Genomic DNA, 16,938 nt, shown 5'->3' with positions numbered 1-16,938 from the left:
CACATGACGAGCAGCATCGAGGCTCCCTCGAGCGCCACCAAGGTCACCGTCGACGACCTCGGCTCTGAGGAGGCTTTCCTCGCCGCGATCGACGAGACCATCAAGTACTTCAACGACGGCGACATTGTCGAAGGCACCGTCGTCAAGGTCGATCGGGACGAGGTCCTGCTCGACATCGGCTACAAGACCGAGGGAGTCATCCCCTCTCGGGAGCTGTCGATCAAGCACGACGTGGACCCGGCCGAGGTCGTGTCGGTCGGTGACCACATCGAGGCCCTTGTCCTTCAGAAGGAGGACAAGGAGGGTCGCCTGATCCTCTCGAAGAAGCGGGCGCAGTACGAGCGGGCCTGGGGCACGATCGAGAAGATCAAGGACGAGGACGGCGTCGTCCGCGGTTCGGTCATCGAGGTGGTCAAGGGTGGCCTCATCCTCGACATCGGCCTGCGCGGCTTCCTCCCCGCCTCCCTGGTCGAGATGCGGCGCGTGCGCGACCTGCAGCCGTACGTCGGCCGCGAGCTCGAGGCCAAGATCATCGAGCTGGACAAGAACCGCAACAACGTGGTCCTGTCCCGCCGGGCCTGGCTCGAGCAGACCCAGTCCGAGGTGCGCACCGAGTTCCTCAACAAGCTCCAGAAGGGCCAGGTCCGCAAGGGCGTCGTGTCCTCGATCGTCAACTTCGGCGCGTTCGTCGACCTCGGCGGCGTGGACGGTCTGGTGCACGTCTCCGAGCTCTCCTGGAAGCACATCGACCACCCGTCCGAGGTCGTCGAGGTGGGCCAGGAGGTCGAGGTCGAGGTCCTGGACGTCGACCTGGACCGCGAGCGGGTCTCGCTGTCGCTGAAGGCGACCCAGGAGGACCCGTGGCGTCAGTTCGCCCGCACCCACGCGATCCAGCAGATCGTGCCGGGTAAGGTCACCAAGCTGGTGCCGTTCGGTGCGTTCGTCCGTGTCGACGACGGCATCGAGGGTCTGGTCCACATCTCCGAGCTGGCCGAGCGTCACGTGGAGATCCCGGAGCAGGTCGTCCAGGTCGGCTCCGAGGTCATGGTCAAGGTCATCGACATCGACCTCGAGCGTCGCCGGATCTCCCTCTCGCTCAAGCAGGCCAACGAGGGCTTCGTCGAGGGCGAGGAGCACTTCGACCCGACCCTCTACGGCATGGCGGCGACGTACGACGCCGAGGGCAACTACATCTACCCGGAGGGCTTCGACCCGGAGACGGGCGAGTGGCTCGAGGGGTACGACAAGCAGCGCGAGACCTGGGAGAACCAGTACGCCGAGGCGCGTCAGCGCTGGGAGGCGCACCAGAAGCAGGTGCAGAACTCCCGCGCGGCCGAGGCCGAGGCCGCTGCCAACCCGGCTCCGGCGGTCACCGGTGCCACCTCCACCAGCGCGGCCCCGAGCCGTCAGGAGGAGCCGGCCGGCACCCTCGCCACCGACGAGGCGCTCGCCGCTCTGCGGGAGAAGCTCGCCGGCGGCAAGTGACGCCTGCGGCTGCTCCGACTCGGCGCGTCTGACGCCGAACGAGCACAGGCCCCGTCCCCGGTGATCCACGGATCGCCGGGGGCGGGGCCTTCGTCATGTCGGCGCCCCTCGCCTGAGGGCGGGGCTGGGCCGCACCTCGCCGGTTCGGTCCACCCGACATCCCTGAGATCGGGGTGTCCGCCGCAGCCGGACACCCGGACCTCCACGGCCCCGAGCGGATCCTCCGGCCCGGCTGCGACGCGCTCCGCTGCCGCCGCGGTGGCGGGGGCTCGTTTGGTACGGCGGGCGCGATCAGGTTGACTTGACCGCGTGCTGATGGTCGGGCTGACCGGGGGAATCGGATCGGGTAAGAGCGCCGTGGCGCGGCGACTCGCGGAGCGGGGCGCCGTGCTCATCGACGCGGATCGGATAGCCCGGGAGGTGGTCGCCCCGGACACCCCGGGGCTGGCCGAGATCGTCGAGAGCTTCTCGTCGCGGGTGCTCGCCGCCGACGGCACCCTCGACCGGGCCGCGCTCGGCGCGATCGTCTTCGCCGACGAGGCGGCCCGACGTCGGCTGGAGGAGATCACGCATCCTCGGGTGCGCTCCCGCACCGCCGAGCTGGCCGCCGCGGCGGCACCCGACGCGATAGTCGTCAACGACGTGCCGCTTCTGGTCGAGGTCGGACTCGTGCCCACGTACCACCTGGTGGTCGTGGTGGAGACGGCCGTGCCGATCCGGTTGGAGCGGCTGGCCCGCGATCGGGGGATGGATCGCGCGGAGGCCGAGCGGCGGATCGCCGCGCAGGCCGACGACGCCCGCCGGCGCGCGGCGGCCGACGCGCTGCTGAGCAACGACGGAAGCCTCACCGACCTGCACGCGGCGGTCGACGCGCTCTGGTCCGGCCGGCTGCTGCCCTACGAACGCAACGTGCGCGAGCGGCGAGTGGCCCCGCAGCAGGCGCAGCTGGTCGACTACGACCCGACCTGGCCGCGGCAGTACGCCCGCCTGGCCGCCCGGATCCGCCACGCGCTCGCGCCGGCCGACCTGCGGATCGACCACATAGGTTCCACGGCGGTGCCCGGGCTCGCGGCGAAGGACGTGATCGACGTCCAGCTCACCGTGGCCACCCTCGACGAGGCGGACGCGACGATCGCGCAGCGGCTGGCCGACGCCGGCTTCCCCCGCATGTCGGGCGAGTGGTGGGACGACCCCCGCCCGGCCGGCCGCGGCCGGTGGGAGAAGCGGTTGCACGGCAGCGCCGATCCGGGCCGTCCGGTCCGCCTGCACGTTCGCGTGGCCGACTCGCCCGGCTGGCGGTATGCGCTGCTGATGCGCGACCACCTGCGCGCCGACCCGGGGCAGCGCTCCGCGTACCTGCTCTTCAAGCAGGAGTTGGCGGACTCCGCCCCGGAGAGCGCCGGCTCCCCGACGGCCGGCGATCCGTGGTTCGACGAGGAGTACCTGCGCGCCGAGGAGTGGGCGGCGCAGACCGGCTGGCGGCCCTGACCGACGTCCTGGGCGGCCGCCCAGGACCCCGCCTCGGCGGCCGGCCGGTCCGGTGTCGGGCCGGAGCGATCCGGGTGTGGCGCCGCCCGGCTCTCCACGGGAGTCAGCGGGACGAGGCCGGGGCCGGCCGCCCGTTCTTCCCGGCGGCGGGCTTCGGCGCGGGCAGCGCCGGCACCCGGCCGGGCTGAAGGTCGAGCTGAGCCCAGGTGGCCGCCCCGGTACGCAGCTCGACCCGGCGGAGCAGGCCGTCGCGGTCGATCCAGTAGCGCACCGGAGCGCGCCCGCCACGCAGCTCGACGACGTCCACCACCCGGTCGGCCAGGGTGTCCTCCCGCAGCCGTACGGCCGTGCCGCGCGGTGCCGTACGACCGGCGCCGAGCGCCGCGTCCAGCAGCACGGCGACCTCGTCCGCGCCGGCCCGCTCGGACTTCCAGACGGTCTTCGCCGGCGGCGGCAGGGGTGGTCTCCCGGGCTTCTCCGGGTCGTCGGTCGCGGGGACCTGCGTCCGGGAGACGCCGGTGGGGCCGCGCCACAGCAGCGTCCGGCGCTGCGGCACCCCGAGGTCGGCCACCCCCAGGTAGCCGGTCCTCCCGGCCCAGCTGAGCCACCCCGCGCCCCGTAGGTTCGTCTCCCGCCCGACGGAGGCGGAGAGGGTCACGGTGGCCCCCTGCTGGGCGCGCAGCCGCTGCGGGAGGCGCTCCACGCGGGTGCGTTCGGCGGCGGTCAACGCCCGGGGCAGGCCGGGCCGGCCGCCCAGGGCGTCGACGGGACGCAGGGTAGGCCGGTCGATCCGCTTGAGGTCCACGTTCACCGCCCCCGCGCCGGGGAGCCGGACGGCGATCCGGTGCAGCCGGGCGTCGTCGTCCACCCAGTACCGCGGTCGGTCCTCCAGGTCGTCCGGGGCGGTCGCGGCCCCCGGCAGGCGGCCCTGCAGGACGTCGGCCGGCCCGGCGGTGAGCGTCTCGCGGGCCAGCCAGCGGGCGTCGGCGGTCGGGATCGGGTCCGTGCGGTCGGCGGCGAGGTCGAAGAGCAGCTTCAGTACTGGGGTCAGGGCGTGCCCGTCGGGCAGGTCGTGCAGTCGCCACCGGTCGGTGGGAGGCACCAGCGGGGGCGTCGCGGCGGTGGGCACGGCCCACGGGTCGGGCCGGATCACCAGGACGGTGGGGGTGGCCTGGAGGAGTCCGCGTTCGGCGCCGGCCCCGGGACCGCCGACGTCGAGGTAGAGCAGCGGCCGGGACCAGTCGACCCAGCCCACCAGCTCGGTGCGGGACTCCTCGGCGCCGAACGTCACGTGCACCCCGGCGCGCAGGTCGCGGTAGTTGGTCACCCGCACCGCGGCCAGCCGCTCGGCCTCGCCGACGGTCAGCGCCCGGGCCGGCTCGGGTGGTTCGGGCGCCCAGCTGAGCAGCCCGAGCACCAGCCCCACGGCGGAGAGGACGGCGACCAGGCCGAGCATGGCGAGCAGGTGACGACGACGGCGGGCGGTGACCTTCGGCAGCAGCCCGGTGTCGTCGGGCCCGGCGCCTGCTGGGCCGGGCGGTGGCACCGCGACGGTGGGCAGGGCCCGGCTCGGGCCGCTGCGGGCGGTCGGCGGCGTCGCCGTGGGATCCGGACGCGGGGAGGTTTCCACGCGTTGTTGAACGGCCGGAGGGGAGTGGAGTGACGTGCGGGGCGCTCGCGGCGGCCGGTGCGCCTCTGGCGCGACCACGTCGGGTGCGCACGCCGGGTGACCGGGTGCTGCGACCATCGTGCCGGGGGCGACCGCCGGCCGGATGTCGGCCGGGCCGCCGGGCCCGGTCGGCCGCCGCGAGCGGCCTACACGCAGAGCGTAGTCCGGTGGCATGTGCCACACAATGGGAATATCGAAGGTGGTCACCCGGTCTCGAGCCGCCCGGACATGTCGGACCGTCGGCGTACCGTTGAGGTCATGGCGCTCGACATTCCCCGGCTCGACGGCCGCTTTGAGGTCGTCAGTGAGTTCCAACCCGCCGGTGACCAGCCGGCGGCCATCGACGACCTGGAGCGGCGGGTTCGCCGCGGTGACCGCAACACGGTGCTGCTCGGCGCGACCGGCACCGGCAAGAGCGCGACCACCGCCTGGCTCGTCGAGCGGCTGCAGCGGCCGACGTTGGTGCTCGCGCCGAACAAGACGCTCTGCGCGCAGCTGGCCAAGGAGTTCAGCGAGCTGCTGCCGAACAACGCTGTCGAATACTTCGTCTCCTACTACGACTACTACCAGCCCGAGGCCTACATCCCGCAGACCGACACCTACATCGAGAAGGACTCCTCGATCAACGAGGAGGTCGAGCGGCTGCGGCACTCGGCGACGATGTCGCTGCTCACCCGCCGCGACGTGGTCGTGGTCGCCACCGTGTCGGCGATCTACGGCCTGGGCACGCCGGAGGAGTACCTCGACCGGGCGGTCCGGGTGGCCGTCGGCCAGGAGGTCGACCGTGACCAGCTGCTGCGCCGCCTGGTCGACATCCAGTACACCCGTAACGACATGGCCTTCAACCGGGGCACGTTCCGGGTCCGCGGCGACACGCTGGAGATCATCCCGGCCTACGAGGAGCTGGCCGTCCGGATCGAGCTCTTCGGCGACGAGGTGGAGAAGCTCTACTACCTCAACCCGCTCACCGGCGACGTGGTCCGCGAGGTCGACCACCTGCTGATCTTCCCGGCGACCCACTACGCGGCGGGCCCGGAGCGGATGGAGCGGGCGGTCCGTGACATCGAGGCCGAGCTGGCCGAGCGGCTGGCGGAGCTGGAGCGGCAGGGCAAGCTGCTGGAGGCCCAGCGCCTGCGGATGCGCACCACCTACGACCTCGAGATGATGCGCCAGGTCGGTTTCTGCTCCGGCATCGAGAACTACTCGATGCACATCGACGGCCGGCTGCCGGGCAGCCCGCCGCACTGCCTGCTCGACTACTTCCCCGACGACTTCCTCACCGTCATCGACGAGTCGCACGTGACGATCCCGCAGATCGGCGGCATGTACGAGGGCGACGCCTCCCGCAAGCGGATGCTCATCGACCACGGCTTCCGGCTGCCCAGCGCGGCCGACAACCGGCCGCTGCGCTTCGACGAGTTCCTGGAGCGGGTCGGGCAGATGGTCTTCCTCTCCGCGACTCCCGGCTCCTGGGAGCTGGAGCAGGCGCAGGGCGAGTTCGTCGAGCAGGTGATCCGCCCGACCGGCCTGATCGACCCGGAGGTCGTGGTGAAGCCCACCAAGGGCCAGATCGACGACCTGATGCACGAGATCAAGCTGCGCACCGAGCGCGACGAGCGGGTGCTGGTCACCACGCTCACCAAGAAGATGGCCGAGGACCTCTCCGACTACCTGCTGGAGAACGGCATCCGGGTGCGTTACCTGCACTCCGAGGTCGACACGCTGCGCCGGGTGGAGCTGCTGCGGGAGCTGCGTAAGGGCGACTACGACGTGCTGGTCGGCATCAACCTGCTGCGGGAGGGCCTCGACCTGCCCGAGGTGTCGCTGGTGGCGATCCTCGACGCCGACAAGGAGGGCTTCCTGCGTAGCGGCCGGTCGCTGATCCAGACCATCGGCCGGGCGGCCCGTAACGTCTCCGGCCAGGTCCACATGTACGCCGACAAGATCACTCCGTCGATGGCGGACGCGATCGAGGAGACCAACCGGCGGCGGGCCAAGCAGATCGCGCACAACGAGGCGCACGGCATCAGCCCCGAGCCGCTGCGGAAGAAGATCCACGACATCCTCGACGACATCTACCGCGAGGCGGAGGACACCGCGCACAACACCGTCGGCGGTGCGGTACGCCAGCTGTCCCGAGGCAAGGCCCCGGTCAAGGAGACCCGCAGTCGTGGCCGGGCCACCGCCGCCACCCCGTCGCGCGAGGGGATGGCCCGGGCGGACCTGGCCCAGCTCATCCAGGAGCTCAACGACCAGATGCTCGGCGCGGCCCGCGAGCTGCAGTTCGAGCTGGCCGCCCGGATCCGTGACGAGATCTCCGACCTCAAGAAGGAGCTACGCGGCATGGACGCGGCCGGCGTGAAGTGAGCGGCGGCTCCGGTCGATGACGACGGGCGGGCCGGCCGACGGGGTGGTCCTCGGGCTGCCCCAGGGCCGGCTGCGCCCGTACGTCGACAGGTACATCGGCTATCGGGAGCGGGCGGACCTGCCGTTGGTGCGCCGCGAGGCGGCCGGGGCCTTCGTGGTGCTCATCCTCGGCTGGGGCGCCCCGCTCGACGTGATCGACCCGCGCAGCGGGGAGCGCAGCGCGTACGGGGTGGACACCTTCGTGGCCGGCACGTTCGACAGGTGGTGCCGCACCGAGACGGTCGGGGTGGGGGAGGGCGTCCAGGTGCTGCTGGCGCCGTTGACCGCCCGCCGGATCCTCGGCCTGCCCATGGTCGAGCTGGCGAACCGGGCGGTGGACGTGACGCGGCTGCCCGGCGGCTGGCTGGAGCGGCTCCGGCAGCGGCTCGCGGAGACGTCGGTCTGGACGCAGCGGTTCGCGCTGCTGGATGCGGCCTTCGCCGCCCGGCTGGCCGCCTCGGTGCCGGCCGACCCGAGGATCGCCTGGGCCTGGCAGCAGCTCACCGGTAGCGGCGGTCGGGTCGGTATCGGGCTGCTCGCCGACGAGCTGGGGTGGAGCCGGCGGCACCTCGCCGCACGGTTCCGGCACGAGGTCGGTCTGCCCCCGAAGATCACGGCGCGGCTGCTGCGTTTCCAGCGGGCGTACGCGGCGCTGGCCGGCCCGCTGCTGTCCGTCGCGCCGGACCCCGGGCGCGGGCCGGTCGGCGGTGGTGCCGACGTCGCCGCCCGGTACGGGTACTACGACCAGTCGCACCTGATTCGTGATTTCCGGGAGTTCGCCGGTGACACGCCGGCGGTGCTGCTGGCCGGGCAGTCGACCACGGCGACCGGTTGAGGTCACATTCGTCCAATCCCCGCGACTGCCCGGTCGGCAGACTCGGCGACATGCGTACCGTGTATCCCGTTCTCCGCTACCCCGACCCCCGCGCCGCCATCGACTGGCTCTGCGCCGCCTTCGGCTTCGGCGTGCACGCCGTGCACGAGGCGCCGGACGGCAGCGTGGCCCACGCGGAACTCACCCTGGACACCGGCATGATCATGATCGGTGGTCGGGCCGACTCCCGGCCTCGGCCGGCCGAGGACGACTGGGCGGTGTACGTCGCGATCGACGACGTCGACGCGCACTGCGTACGGGCCCGGGCGGCGGGGGCCGAGATCGTCCGGGAACCGTTCGACACCGACTACGGATCACGGGACTACGCGGCCCGCGATCTCGTCGGCAACATGTGGAGCTTCGGCACCTACCGCGCCTGAGGACGACGGGCGGGCCGGCCGGCCGCCGTGGCGGGTACGCCGGCCCACGGGCCGGCGTCGCCCGCTGTCGCCGCGTGTCCGGTGGGACGTCGCACCTTCCCTCCTCCTGCTCACGTGCACAATGGTGGTTGCGTTCCGCGAGCAAGGTATTGCGCTGCGTGATCGTCCTGCGTACTCTCCCTCGGTGGGGAGGGCCGGGAATGCCGCTGCCAACGAGTCCTGTCATTCGCCGTGTGCGGCTCGGTGCCGAGCTGCGTCAACTACGTCGCCGTGAGGCGCTGACCCTGGAGCAGGTCTGTGACCGGCTGGGGTGGGCCTCGACGTCGAAGCTGTCCCGCATCGAGCTGGGCCAGAGCCGTCCGGACCTGGCCGACGTGCTCGACCTGCTCGACGTCTACGAGGTGCCGGGGCCGCTGCGGGACCAGCTCATCGTCATCGCCCGCGACGCGGCCACCGGCCGGGGCTGGTGGAAGACGCTGGCCGAGATGGGGGAGCGGCAGCGCACCTACGCCGAGCTGGAGGCGGGCGCGGCGCGCATCGTCGAGTACCAGCCGGCCGTCGTGCCGGGGCTGCTGCAGACCCCGGCGTACGCCCGGCTGCGGCTCGCCCCGGCCGTCGCGCTCGATCCGGAGCACGACGTGGAGGCCGAGGTACGCGCCCGGGCGGTCCGGCAGGAGGTGCTGCGCCGGGCGGACCCGCCCCGGTACACGGCGCTCCTGGCCGAGGCCGCCTGCGACCCGGAGGAGATCCCGGTCGAGGTCTGGCGGGAGCAGCTGCGCAATCTGGTCACGCTCGCCGATCTGCCGAACGTCACCCTGCGGCTGCTGCCCCGGGGGGCGACGGCGCTGAGCGGCCTGCATCCGCTGACGCCGTACTCCTGCTACGCGTTCCCCGACCCGGCCGACCCGCGCACCGTGATGCTGGAGACGTTGACCACCGACGTCCGGCTGGCCACGGTCGCCGACGTCGACCGGTACGAGCGGATCACCGAGGCGCTGCTCGGCGTCGCGCTTCCGGCGGAGGAGACGGTGGCGGTGCTGGCACGCGGCGTCGACGGCTGAGGGCGGGGCGCTCGCCCTCGGAGACCGGGCGGAGGAGGACGCGCGAGCACCGGGCCCGGCGCCCCCGAGCCCGTCGGGACCGGTGACCCGCGCGTGCGTCCGCACCATAGGACAGGGGTACGACAGCGCGACTCGGGCCGGTCGCGCCGTCAGACCGTGACGTCGGTGTAGTGCTCGACCACGGGCGGGCCGGCGAAGTGCGGCCCGATCAGCGCCCGCCACTGGGTGAACCGCTCGGTGCCGCGGAAGTTCTCGTCGTGCGCCTCGACCGTGTCCCACTCGACGAGCAGCACGAAGCGGGACGGGGACTCGATTCCCCGGGTCATCCGCACCGACCGGCAGCCGGGTGTGCTGGCCAGCACCGGACGCCCCTGGGCGTACGCGGCGGCGAACGCGTCCTCGTGTCCGGGCAGTACGTCGATCAGCGCGACCTCGAGCACCATGCCGACAGCCTGCCACGCCGCCGTCGGCGGCCGGAACGGGGTCTGTCCACAGGGCGGAGTCGGCCATAGGGTGGCCGACGGGAGGAACACGAATGATCGACTGGCTCACCGGCGCGGCGTTCTCCGTGGCCGGCACCGCCACCACCTGGGCCGAGCTGCTGGGCTTCGCCACCGGCGTGGTCAACGTCTGGCTGGTGGCCCGCCAGCGCATCGCGAACTGGCCGGTGGGCCTCGCGAACGTGCTGCTGCTCATGCTGCTGTTCTGGACGGCCGGCCTGTACGCGGACGCCGGGCTCCAGATCGTCTACGTAGGACTCGGCCTCTACGGCTGGTGGCACTGGCTCTTCGGCGGCGAGCAGCGCAGCCGGCTCGCGGTCAGCCGCACCGGGCGGTCGGAGTGGCTGGCCCTGGCCGCCGCCGGTCTGCTGCTCACCGGCGGACTCTGGCTCCTGCTGGACCGGGCCACCGACTCCACCGTGCCGCTGCCCGACGCGCTGACCACGGCCCTGTCGTTGCTGGCCACCTACGGGCAGACCCGCAAGCGGGTGGAGAGCTGGTGGCTCTGGATCGCCGCCGATCTGATCTACATCCCGTTGTACGCCTACAAGGGGCTCTACCTGACCTCCGCGCTCTACCTGGTCTTCCTCGCCCTCTGCGTGGTCGGGCTGCGGGCGTGGCGCGCGGACCTGCGCGGGGACGCGGCGACACCGTCGCAGGCGCCGGACGCCGCCGAGCGGGTGACCGGCGGCGCGGCCCGCCTCGGCCGGTGACCGGCACGGCGACCGCTCACGGGCCGGGGGCGGAGTTCCGCCACGGCATGGTGGTGGGCAAGTTCTATCCGCCGCACGCGGGCCATCACGCGCTGATCGGGGCGGCGGCGGCTCGCTGCGCGGCGGTCACCGTGGTGGTCGCGCCGTCCCGGCGGGAGTCGATCCCGCTCGCCGATCGGCTGGACTGGTTGCGGGAGGTGCACGCCGGTACGCCCTGGGTCCGGTTCGTCGGGCGGTACGACGACCATCCGGTGGACTACGCCGATCCGGCGGCGTGGGAGGCGCACTGCGCGGTCTTCCGCGAGGCCGTCGGCGACCGTCCGGTGGACGCGGTCTTCTCGTCCGAGGCGTACGGCGTCGAGTTGGCGCGGCGTTTCGACGCGGTGCCGGTGACCGTGGATCCGGGCCGGCGCGACCTGCCGGTGTCCGGGACCGCCGTGCGGGCGGACCCGGTGGCGAACTGGCGGTGGCTGGCCCCGCCGGTGCGGGCCTGGTTCGTGCGGCGGGTGGTGGTGGTCGGCGCGGAGTCGACCGGCACCACCACCATGGCCGCCGCTCTCGGGGCCCACTACGGCACGGCCTGGGTGCCGGAGTACGGCCGGGAGTTGACCGCCCGCAAGCTGGCGCGGCTGCGCGAGCGGCGGCCGGAGGCGACCGTCTTCGACGTCACCTGGGACCGGGACGACTTCCTGGAGGTGGTGCGGGCGCAGCAGGCGGCTGAGGACGCGGCGGCCCGGTCCGGCGGCCCGCTGCTGATCTGCGACACCGACGCCCGGGCCACCGCGGTCTGGGAGGAGCGTTACCTGGGCTCGGCCTCGGCGGCGGTCCGGGCGGCCGCCCGGCGACCCGCGCTGTATCTGCTCACCGATCACCGGGACGTGCCGTTCACCGACGACGGCCTGCGCGACGGTGAGCACCTGCGGGCCTGGATGACCGACCGGTTCCGGGCCGAGCTGGCCGGCTGCGGTGTGCCGGTGGTGGAGTTGACCGGCTCGCACGAGGAGCGGTTGGCGCGGGCGGTGGCCGCCTGCGACGCGCTGCTCTCCGCCGGTTGGGGCCTGGCCGATCCGCTGGTGCCACAGGCATGACCCAGCCTCCTAGGATGCCGTAGGCGGTGTGGCGGCGCTCGCGTCGCCCGATCGTCCCGTCAGCCGGCGCTTCCCGTCTCGGCGGGCGCGAGCGGACCGCCCTCTGCCGGACCGGATCGGCCCCGGCCATCCGGTCCGGCAGGTCTGTCCGGATCAACCACGGCTGTGCGGTTAGGTCACGCGAATGGCCGCAGGCGTGCCGGTGATTCGCTCGGTTTCCGTGATGTCGGGGTGTCCCGGCCGCGTGATGCCCCGACTTCACGGAACCCGAGTCGATCACCGGTCGCATCCGGCAGGGCGGGAGCAGGTCGAAGTCCGGCACCGGGTCGGGGTGGCTGACGCCACCGCCGCCCGACGTGCGATCAGCGGACCCGGTGCGCCACAATGGTGATCGAGGAGGGGAGTATTCCCCCGCGGCGGAGTCGTCAGCACGGTCGACCACCCAGGTGGCGCGACCCGGCCCCGTCGGTCGCCGCCACCCGCGGTGACGGAAGAGACCTCCGACAGTCACCACAGCGAGCATCGCCGGCACGCCGCGCCCCCACCAGGCGTACGGTGTGCCCGTTGCCGCGTGTCTGCCGGAGGAATGAACGTTGGATGTGTCCGGGCTGGTGTGGGCGGTCACGCTCGTCGCTCTGATCGCGGTCCTCGCGGTCGACCTGCTCATCATCGGGCGGCGGCCGCACGAACCGAGCGTGCGGGAGTCGAGCCTCTGGGTCGGCTTCTACGTCGGTCTCGCCCTGCTCTTCGGGGCGGGTGTCTGGTTGACGGCCGGCGGGAGCGCGGCCGGCCAGTTCTACACGGGCTGGCTGACCGAGTACAGCCTCTCGGTCGACAACCTCTTCGTCTTCGTGATCATCATGGCCCGGTTCGCGGTGCCCCGGCAGTATCAGCAGAAGGTGCTGCTCATCGGCATCGTGCTGGCGCTGATCATGCGCGGCGGGTTCATCGCCGCCGGTGCGGCGTTGATCTCCCAGTTCTCCTGGGTCTTCTACATCTTCGGCGCGTTCCTCATCTACACGGCGATCAACCTGGCCCGGCAGGGCGAGCCGGACGAGGACGAGTTCTCCGAGAACGTGCTGATCCGGTGGAGTCGCCGGGCGCTGCCGCTGTCGCGCTCGTACGAGGGTGGCCGGCTCGTCACGCACGAGAACGGTAAGCGGCTCTTCACCCCGCTGCTGATCGTGATGATCGCCATCGGCACCACCGACCTGATCTTCGCGCTGGACTCGATCCCGGCGATCTTCGGGATCACCCAGGAGCCGTACCTGGTTTTCACCGCCAACGTCTTCGCCCTGATGGGCCTGCGTCAGCTCTACTTCCTGCTGGGCGGGCTGCTGGACCGGCTGATCTACCTCAGCTACGGCCTGGCGGTGGTGCTCGGCTTCATCGGCGTCAAGCTGGTGCTGGAGGCGCTCGCCGACAACAACCTGCCGTTCGTCAACGGTGGCGAGCACGTGGGCTGGGCGCCGCACATCCCGATCTGGCTCTCGCTGCTGGTGATCATCGGCACGTTGCTGGCGGCCACGGCGGCCAGCCTGGTCAAGTCGGCCCGGGACCGGCGCCGAGCGCTGGCCGAGGCGCGCAGCTGATCCCACGGCCCGGGCGCGCGGCGGCACGTCGAGGCCGCCGCGCCCGGGCCGGCGGCGTGACACGTACGCGAAGGAGGGGTGGCTCGTCGACGAGCCACCCCTGCTTCGCGTACCTGGGCGGTCAGACCCGGTGGGCGCCGACCAGGGTGGCGACCCGCTCGGCCGGCAGCGCCTCCTCCAGCACCCGCCGCCGCCGGTAACAGGCGTGCAGCATGCGCCGGTCGCCGGCCGAGCCCGGCTCGGCGGTGACGATGCCGATGTGGTGGATCTTGCGTCCGGGGCGGGCGAAGAAGTAGAGGTCACCGGGGCGTTCGTCGCCGAGCGTCAGGGGGACGGTGGCGGCCGCCTGGTCGTCGGCGTCGCGGGGCAGCTGCACCCCGAACCGGCGCCAGGCCAGGTGTACCAGGCCCGAGCAGTCGATGCCGTACGCGGTGACGCCGCCCCAGACGTAGACGACGTCGAGCAGGCGTTGCGCGACGGCGAGCACCTCGGCGGCGGTCGGTGGGGTGGCCGACGGCTCCGCGAGGTGCGACTCGGGCAGCCAGAGCGGCTCGGCGTGGCCGGGGGCGTGCACCGGCCGCCAGCCGTCGCGCGCCGGCCCGGCCGCGGCGAGCCGGGTGCCGAGGATCAGCCCGGGCAGCACCACCGGGCCGTCGGGGGTCGCTCGCAGCGCGCTGACGCTCGCGTCCAGCACCAGCGGCGCGACGTCGGCGGGGACGGTCTCCTCGGCGGGGACGAGCTGGTCGGCGGGGAGCCAGCCGGGGTAGCCGCGCGGGTCGAGCTTGGCGGCGGGTTGTTCGACGGCGACGACGTGCGCCCAGCCGTCCGGTCGGAGTTCGGTGACGAGGACCCGTTCGCCGAGCAGCAGTTGGCTCAGTACGCAGTCGCCGACCTGCTGGTCGCTGTCCATCCCGCTGATCCAGGCGGGGATGTCGGTGCGGGTGGCGAGGGCGGGCCGGTCGATGGGGCGTACCGCTTCGGGGTCGGTCCAGAGCGTCGCGACCGCCGCCCCGACGACGGCCTCGCGGCCCGGTTGCAGCTCCACGTCCACCCCCAGTTGTGCGTGTTGTTCCTCGCGACCTTATGAAAGAAACCGCCAGTGCTCAACCGGCGTCCTGCACCTTTGCTTCAGTCACCGAGGTGATGCCGAGGCCGGGCGCGTCCGGCAACACGACCGACGCCCCCTCGTAACGGAGTCCGCCGCGGACCGGCGATCGGGCCAGCCACCAGGCGGCGTCGAGGTCGGGCACGGCGGTGGTGCCGTACGCGGCGACGAGGCTGGCGGCCGCGCCGATGCCCACCTCGCTCTCCATCATGGACCCGACGACGGTGCCGAGGCCGTGCGCGGTGGCCAGTTCGAGCAGGGTGCGCGCGGGGTGCAGGCCGCCGCACTTGGCCAGTTTGACGTTGACCAGGTCGGCGGCCCGGCGACGGATCACCTCGACCAGGTCACGCACCCCGAACACCGACTCGTCGGCGAGGATCGGCACGTCCACCCGGTCGCTCACCCAGGCCAGCCCGTCGAGGTCCCAGCGGACCACCGGCTGCTCGACCAGCTCCACGTCGAGCCCGGCGTCCTCGATGCCGCGGATCACCCGGACCGCCTCGCGGGGGGTCCAGCCCTGGTTCGCGTCGAGCCGGATCCGCACGTCCGGGCCGACCGCGGCGCGTACCGCCCGGACGCGGTCCAGGTCACCGGCGGCGTCCGTGCCGACCTTGAGCTTGAGCACGTCGAAGCCCTCGGCGTGCCGCTTGCCGGCGGTCTCGGCCAGGTCGGCGGCCTCGCCGGCGGCGAGCGTGACGTCGGTGGGCACGACCAGCGCGGTGCCGCCGAGCATTCGCACCAGGGGTACGCCGAGCCGCCGCGCGGCCAGGTCGTGCAGCGCGACGTCGACGGCCATCTTGGCGGCCTCGTTGCCGACCACCGCGCGCTGCACCTCGGTGCAGCGGGCCACCAGCTGGTCCGGGTCGCGGCCGGTGAGCAGCGGCCCGAGCAGTTGCCGGACGCACGCCTCGGAGCCGTCGATCGACGCGCCGGTCACCTGCCACACCTGCGGCGCCTCGCCGAACCCCGTGCGGCCGTCGGTGTCGACCACCTCGACGACCAGGGTGTCCACCGTGGTCGTCCGGCGCAGTGCGGTGACGAACGGGGTGTGTAAGGGGGCGGTGAGCCGGTGGGTGCGTACCGCGGCGATCGTCATGTGCGGCACCCTATACGCAGACCAGGCTCGACGACGTGGTGCGCGACGGCGTCGGGCAGCGGGGCATCGACGCGACGCCGCCTCTGCATGGCGGGTGCTCGGCGTCGAGCGGGGAACGTGCGGGCAGGGTGTCGGGTGGGTACGGAGGCGTCGGGATGAGCGGGCGGGACTGGGAGCTGGTGGGCGCGCCGAACGCGCGTGACCTGGGCGGCCTGATCGGGGCGGGGGGTCGGCGGGTGCGCGCCGGCCGGCTGGTCCGTACCCCGGCGCTCGGTCGGTTGACCGACGACGACCTGGGGGTGCTCGGCAAGCTCGCGCCGGCCTGCGTGGTGGATCTGCGGGACCGCTCGGAGGTCGTGGTCGCCCCGGCGGACCGGTTGGTGGGTGAGCCGCGGCTGGTGACCCTTCCGGTGTACGACCCGGAGCATCCGGTGTTCACGTACGTGTCGGCGGTGCTGCTCGGCCACGACCTGTCGGCCTACACGGAGCTGGCGCGGCAGGGGACTCCGGCGGCGATGGCGGCGATCTACCGGTGGTTCGTCACGGGGGTGTCGGCGCGGGCGGGCTTCGCCGAGGCGGTGCGGCTGGCGGCGCGGGTGGAGAACCTGCCGCTGGTCTACCACTGCTCGGCGGGGAAGGACCGCACCGGTTGGCTGACGGTGATCCTGTTGACCGCGCTGGGGGTGGAGGAGGAGGCGATCCGCGCCGAGTACCTGCGGAACAATCCGCTCACCGAGAGCCTGCGGGCGGTGATCGTCGAGGCGATGCGGCGTCGCCAGCCGGAGCTGGACGTCGAGGCGGTGTTGCCGGTGCTGGAGGTGCGCTCGGAGTACCTCGACGCGGGTTACGACGAGGTGCGCCGGGTGCACGGCTCGTTCGAGGCGTACCTGCGTGACGGTCTCGGGCTGACCGACGAGGTGGTCGAGGCGCTGCGTACGCACCTGCTGGAGTGAGCCGGCCACGTCCTGCCGGTCGCCGGTGCGTCGAGTGCCGTCGGCGGGCCGGAGGTGGTCACGGCTGCTCGGCGAGCTTGGCGGTCTGTGCCTTGAGGACCCGGATGGTGTTCTCCAGGTAGTCGACGATCGCGGCCATCTCGTGCTCGTCGTAGCCGGCCATGAAGGTGTTCATCTCCCGTCCGAGGTCGGCGAAGATGCCGTTCAGGTCGGGTGCCCGGGACTGGTCGGCGACGAGGAGCACCCGGCGTCGGTCGGTCGGGTCGGGCTCGCGCCGGACGTAGCCGGCGCGTACCAGCCGGTCGACGATGGCGGTGACGGCGGTGGCCCCCACGCCGAGTTCGGGGGCGAGCGTGCCGGTCGGGAGGGGGCCGGAGCGCACGATGAGGCCGAGTGCCTTGTGTTCGGCCGCGTTGAGGCCGAGGCGGCGGGCGATCGCCTCGTGGAAGAGCACGATCGCCGTGCTCAGCTCCCAGCCGTAGTCCCGCATCCGACTCCCTATTGCTTCATCTGGATGGATAGTTCATT

Annotated in this window: 15 protein-coding genes; 10 read left to right on the top strand and 5 right to left on the bottom strand. The window is 72.8% G+C overall.

Translation table 11 applies throughout. The features are described 5' to 3' along the window. Positions 1 to 3: 3 nt before the first annotated feature. On the top strand, positions 4 to 1,485 hold the full coding sequence (gene rpsA / locus D7044_RS06810; RefSeq protein ID WP_120677947.1) for a 30S ribosomal protein S1: 1,482 nt from the start codon (positions 4 to 6) through the stop codon (positions 1,483 to 1,485). 309 nt (positions 1,486 to 1,794) lie between these two features. After that, on the top strand, positions 1,795 to 2,973 hold the full coding sequence (coaE, locus tag D7044_RS06805; protein WP_120677945.1) for a dephospho-CoA kinase: 1,179 nt from the start codon (positions 1,795 to 1,797) through the stop codon (positions 2,971 to 2,973). 103 nt (positions 2,974 to 3,076) lie between these two features. On the opposite strand, the gene D7044_RS06800 is transcribed toward coaE, so the two are convergent. Then, the gene (locus D7044_RS06800; protein WP_199716517.1) at positions 3,077 to 4,603 is read right to left on the bottom strand and encodes a hypothetical protein; all 1,527 of its coding nucleotides are present in this window, start codon (positions 4,601 to 4,603) and stop codon (positions 3,077 to 3,079) included. A 297-nt stretch (positions 4,604 to 4,900) separates the two neighbouring features. Between D7044_RS06800 and uvrB the strand changes: the two genes are divergently transcribed. The 4 genes from uvrB to D7044_RS06780 all read left to right on the top strand — a co-directional run bounded on the left by uvrB (position 4,901) and on the right by D7044_RS06780 (position 9,363). Next, a complete protein-coding gene (gene uvrB, locus D7044_RS06795; protein ID WP_120688476.1) occupies positions 4,901 to 7,009 on the top strand; it encodes an excinuclease ABC subunit UvrB in 2,109 nt (702 codons plus the stop codon). Positions 7,010 to 7,025: 16 nt separating this feature from the next. After that, the gene (locus tag D7044_RS06790; protein ID WP_120688310.1) at positions 7,026 to 7,883 is read left to right on the top strand and encodes a helix-turn-helix domain-containing protein; all 858 of its coding nucleotides are present in this window, start codon (positions 7,026 to 7,028) and stop codon (positions 7,881 to 7,883) included. Between the two features lie 50 nt (positions 7,884 to 7,933). Next, positions 7,934 to 8,302 carry a VOC family protein gene (locus tag D7044_RS06785; protein ID WP_120688309.1) on the top strand — a complete coding sequence of 123 codons (369 nt, stop codon included), beginning with the start codon at positions 7,934 to 7,936 and terminating at the stop codon, positions 8,300 to 8,302. Positions 8,303 to 8,502: 200 nt separating this feature from the next. After that, a complete protein-coding gene (locus tag D7044_RS06780; protein WP_120688308.1) occupies positions 8,503 to 9,363 on the top strand; it encodes a helix-turn-helix domain-containing protein in 861 nt (286 codons plus the stop codon). 149 nt (positions 9,364 to 9,512) lie between these two features. On the opposite strand, the gene D7044_RS06770 is transcribed toward D7044_RS06780, so the two are convergent. Next, positions 9,513 to 9,806: an antibiotic biosynthesis monooxygenase family protein gene (locus D7044_RS06770; RefSeq protein ID WP_120688307.1), complete on the bottom strand. Its 294-nt coding sequence runs from the start codon at positions 9,804 to 9,806 to the stop codon at positions 9,513 to 9,515. Between the two features lie 92 nt (positions 9,807 to 9,898). Between D7044_RS06770 and pnuC the strand changes: the two genes are divergently transcribed. The 3 genes from pnuC (at position 9,899) to D7044_RS06755 (ending at position 13,256) form a co-directional block, all read left to right on the top strand. After that, positions 9,899 to 10,576, top strand: coding sequence for a nicotinamide riboside transporter PnuC (gene pnuC, locus D7044_RS06765; protein ID WP_120677934.1), 678 nt, complete (start codon positions 9,899 to 9,901; stop codon positions 10,574 to 10,576). After that, positions 10,573 to 11,664: an AAA family ATPase gene (locus D7044_RS06760; RefSeq protein ID WP_233563157.1), complete on the top strand. Its 1,092-nt coding sequence runs from the start codon at positions 10,573 to 10,575 to the stop codon at positions 11,662 to 11,664. The genes pnuC and D7044_RS06760 overlap by 4 nt, the downstream gene beginning before the upstream one ends. A gap of 593 nt (positions 11,665 to 12,257) precedes the next feature. Next, entirely contained in the window at positions 12,258 to 13,256 is a 999-nt protein-coding gene (locus tag D7044_RS06755; RefSeq protein ID WP_120677932.1) for a TerC family protein, read from the top strand. A 121-nt stretch (positions 13,257 to 13,377) separates the two neighbouring features. Here D7044_RS06755 and D7044_RS06750 read toward each other — a convergent pair whose 3' ends face one another. Both D7044_RS06750 and D7044_RS06745 read right to left on the bottom strand, forming a co-directional pair. Further along, positions 13,378 to 14,301, bottom strand: a complete 924-nt coding sequence (locus D7044_RS06750) for a C40 family peptidase (protein ID WP_120688474.1) — start codon at positions 14,299 to 14,301, stop codon at positions 13,378 to 13,380. A gap of 58 nt (positions 14,302 to 14,359) precedes the next feature. Further along, complete coding sequence (locus tag D7044_RS06745; protein ID WP_120688306.1) at positions 14,360 to 15,457, bottom strand: mandelate racemase/muconate lactonizing enzyme family protein; 1,098 nt, start codon at positions 15,455 to 15,457, stop codon at positions 14,360 to 14,362. Between the two features lie 155 nt (positions 15,458 to 15,612). Between D7044_RS06745 and D7044_RS06740 the strand changes: the two genes are divergently transcribed. Beyond that, positions 15,613 to 16,410: a tyrosine-protein phosphatase gene (locus tag D7044_RS06740; RefSeq protein ID WP_120688305.1), complete on the top strand. Its 798-nt coding sequence runs from the start codon at positions 15,613 to 15,615 to the stop codon at positions 16,408 to 16,410. 58 nt (positions 16,411 to 16,468) lie between these two features. Here D7044_RS06740 and D7044_RS06735 read toward each other — a convergent pair whose 3' ends face one another. After that, a complete protein-coding gene (locus D7044_RS06735) occupies positions 16,469 to 16,900 on the bottom strand; it encodes a MarR family transcriptional regulator (protein ID WP_120677926.1) in 432 nt (143 codons plus the stop codon). Positions 16,901 to 16,938 lie beyond the last annotated feature (38 nt).

This window comes from Micromonospora musae (assembly GCF_003626635.1).
In the GTDB taxonomy this organism is placed as follows: Bacteria; Actinomycetota; Actinomycetes; order Mycobacteriales; family Micromonosporaceae; genus Micromonospora; species Micromonospora musae.
Note: the sequence above shows the minus strand (reverse complement) of the source record. Positions and strands in the feature narration are given on the sequence as shown.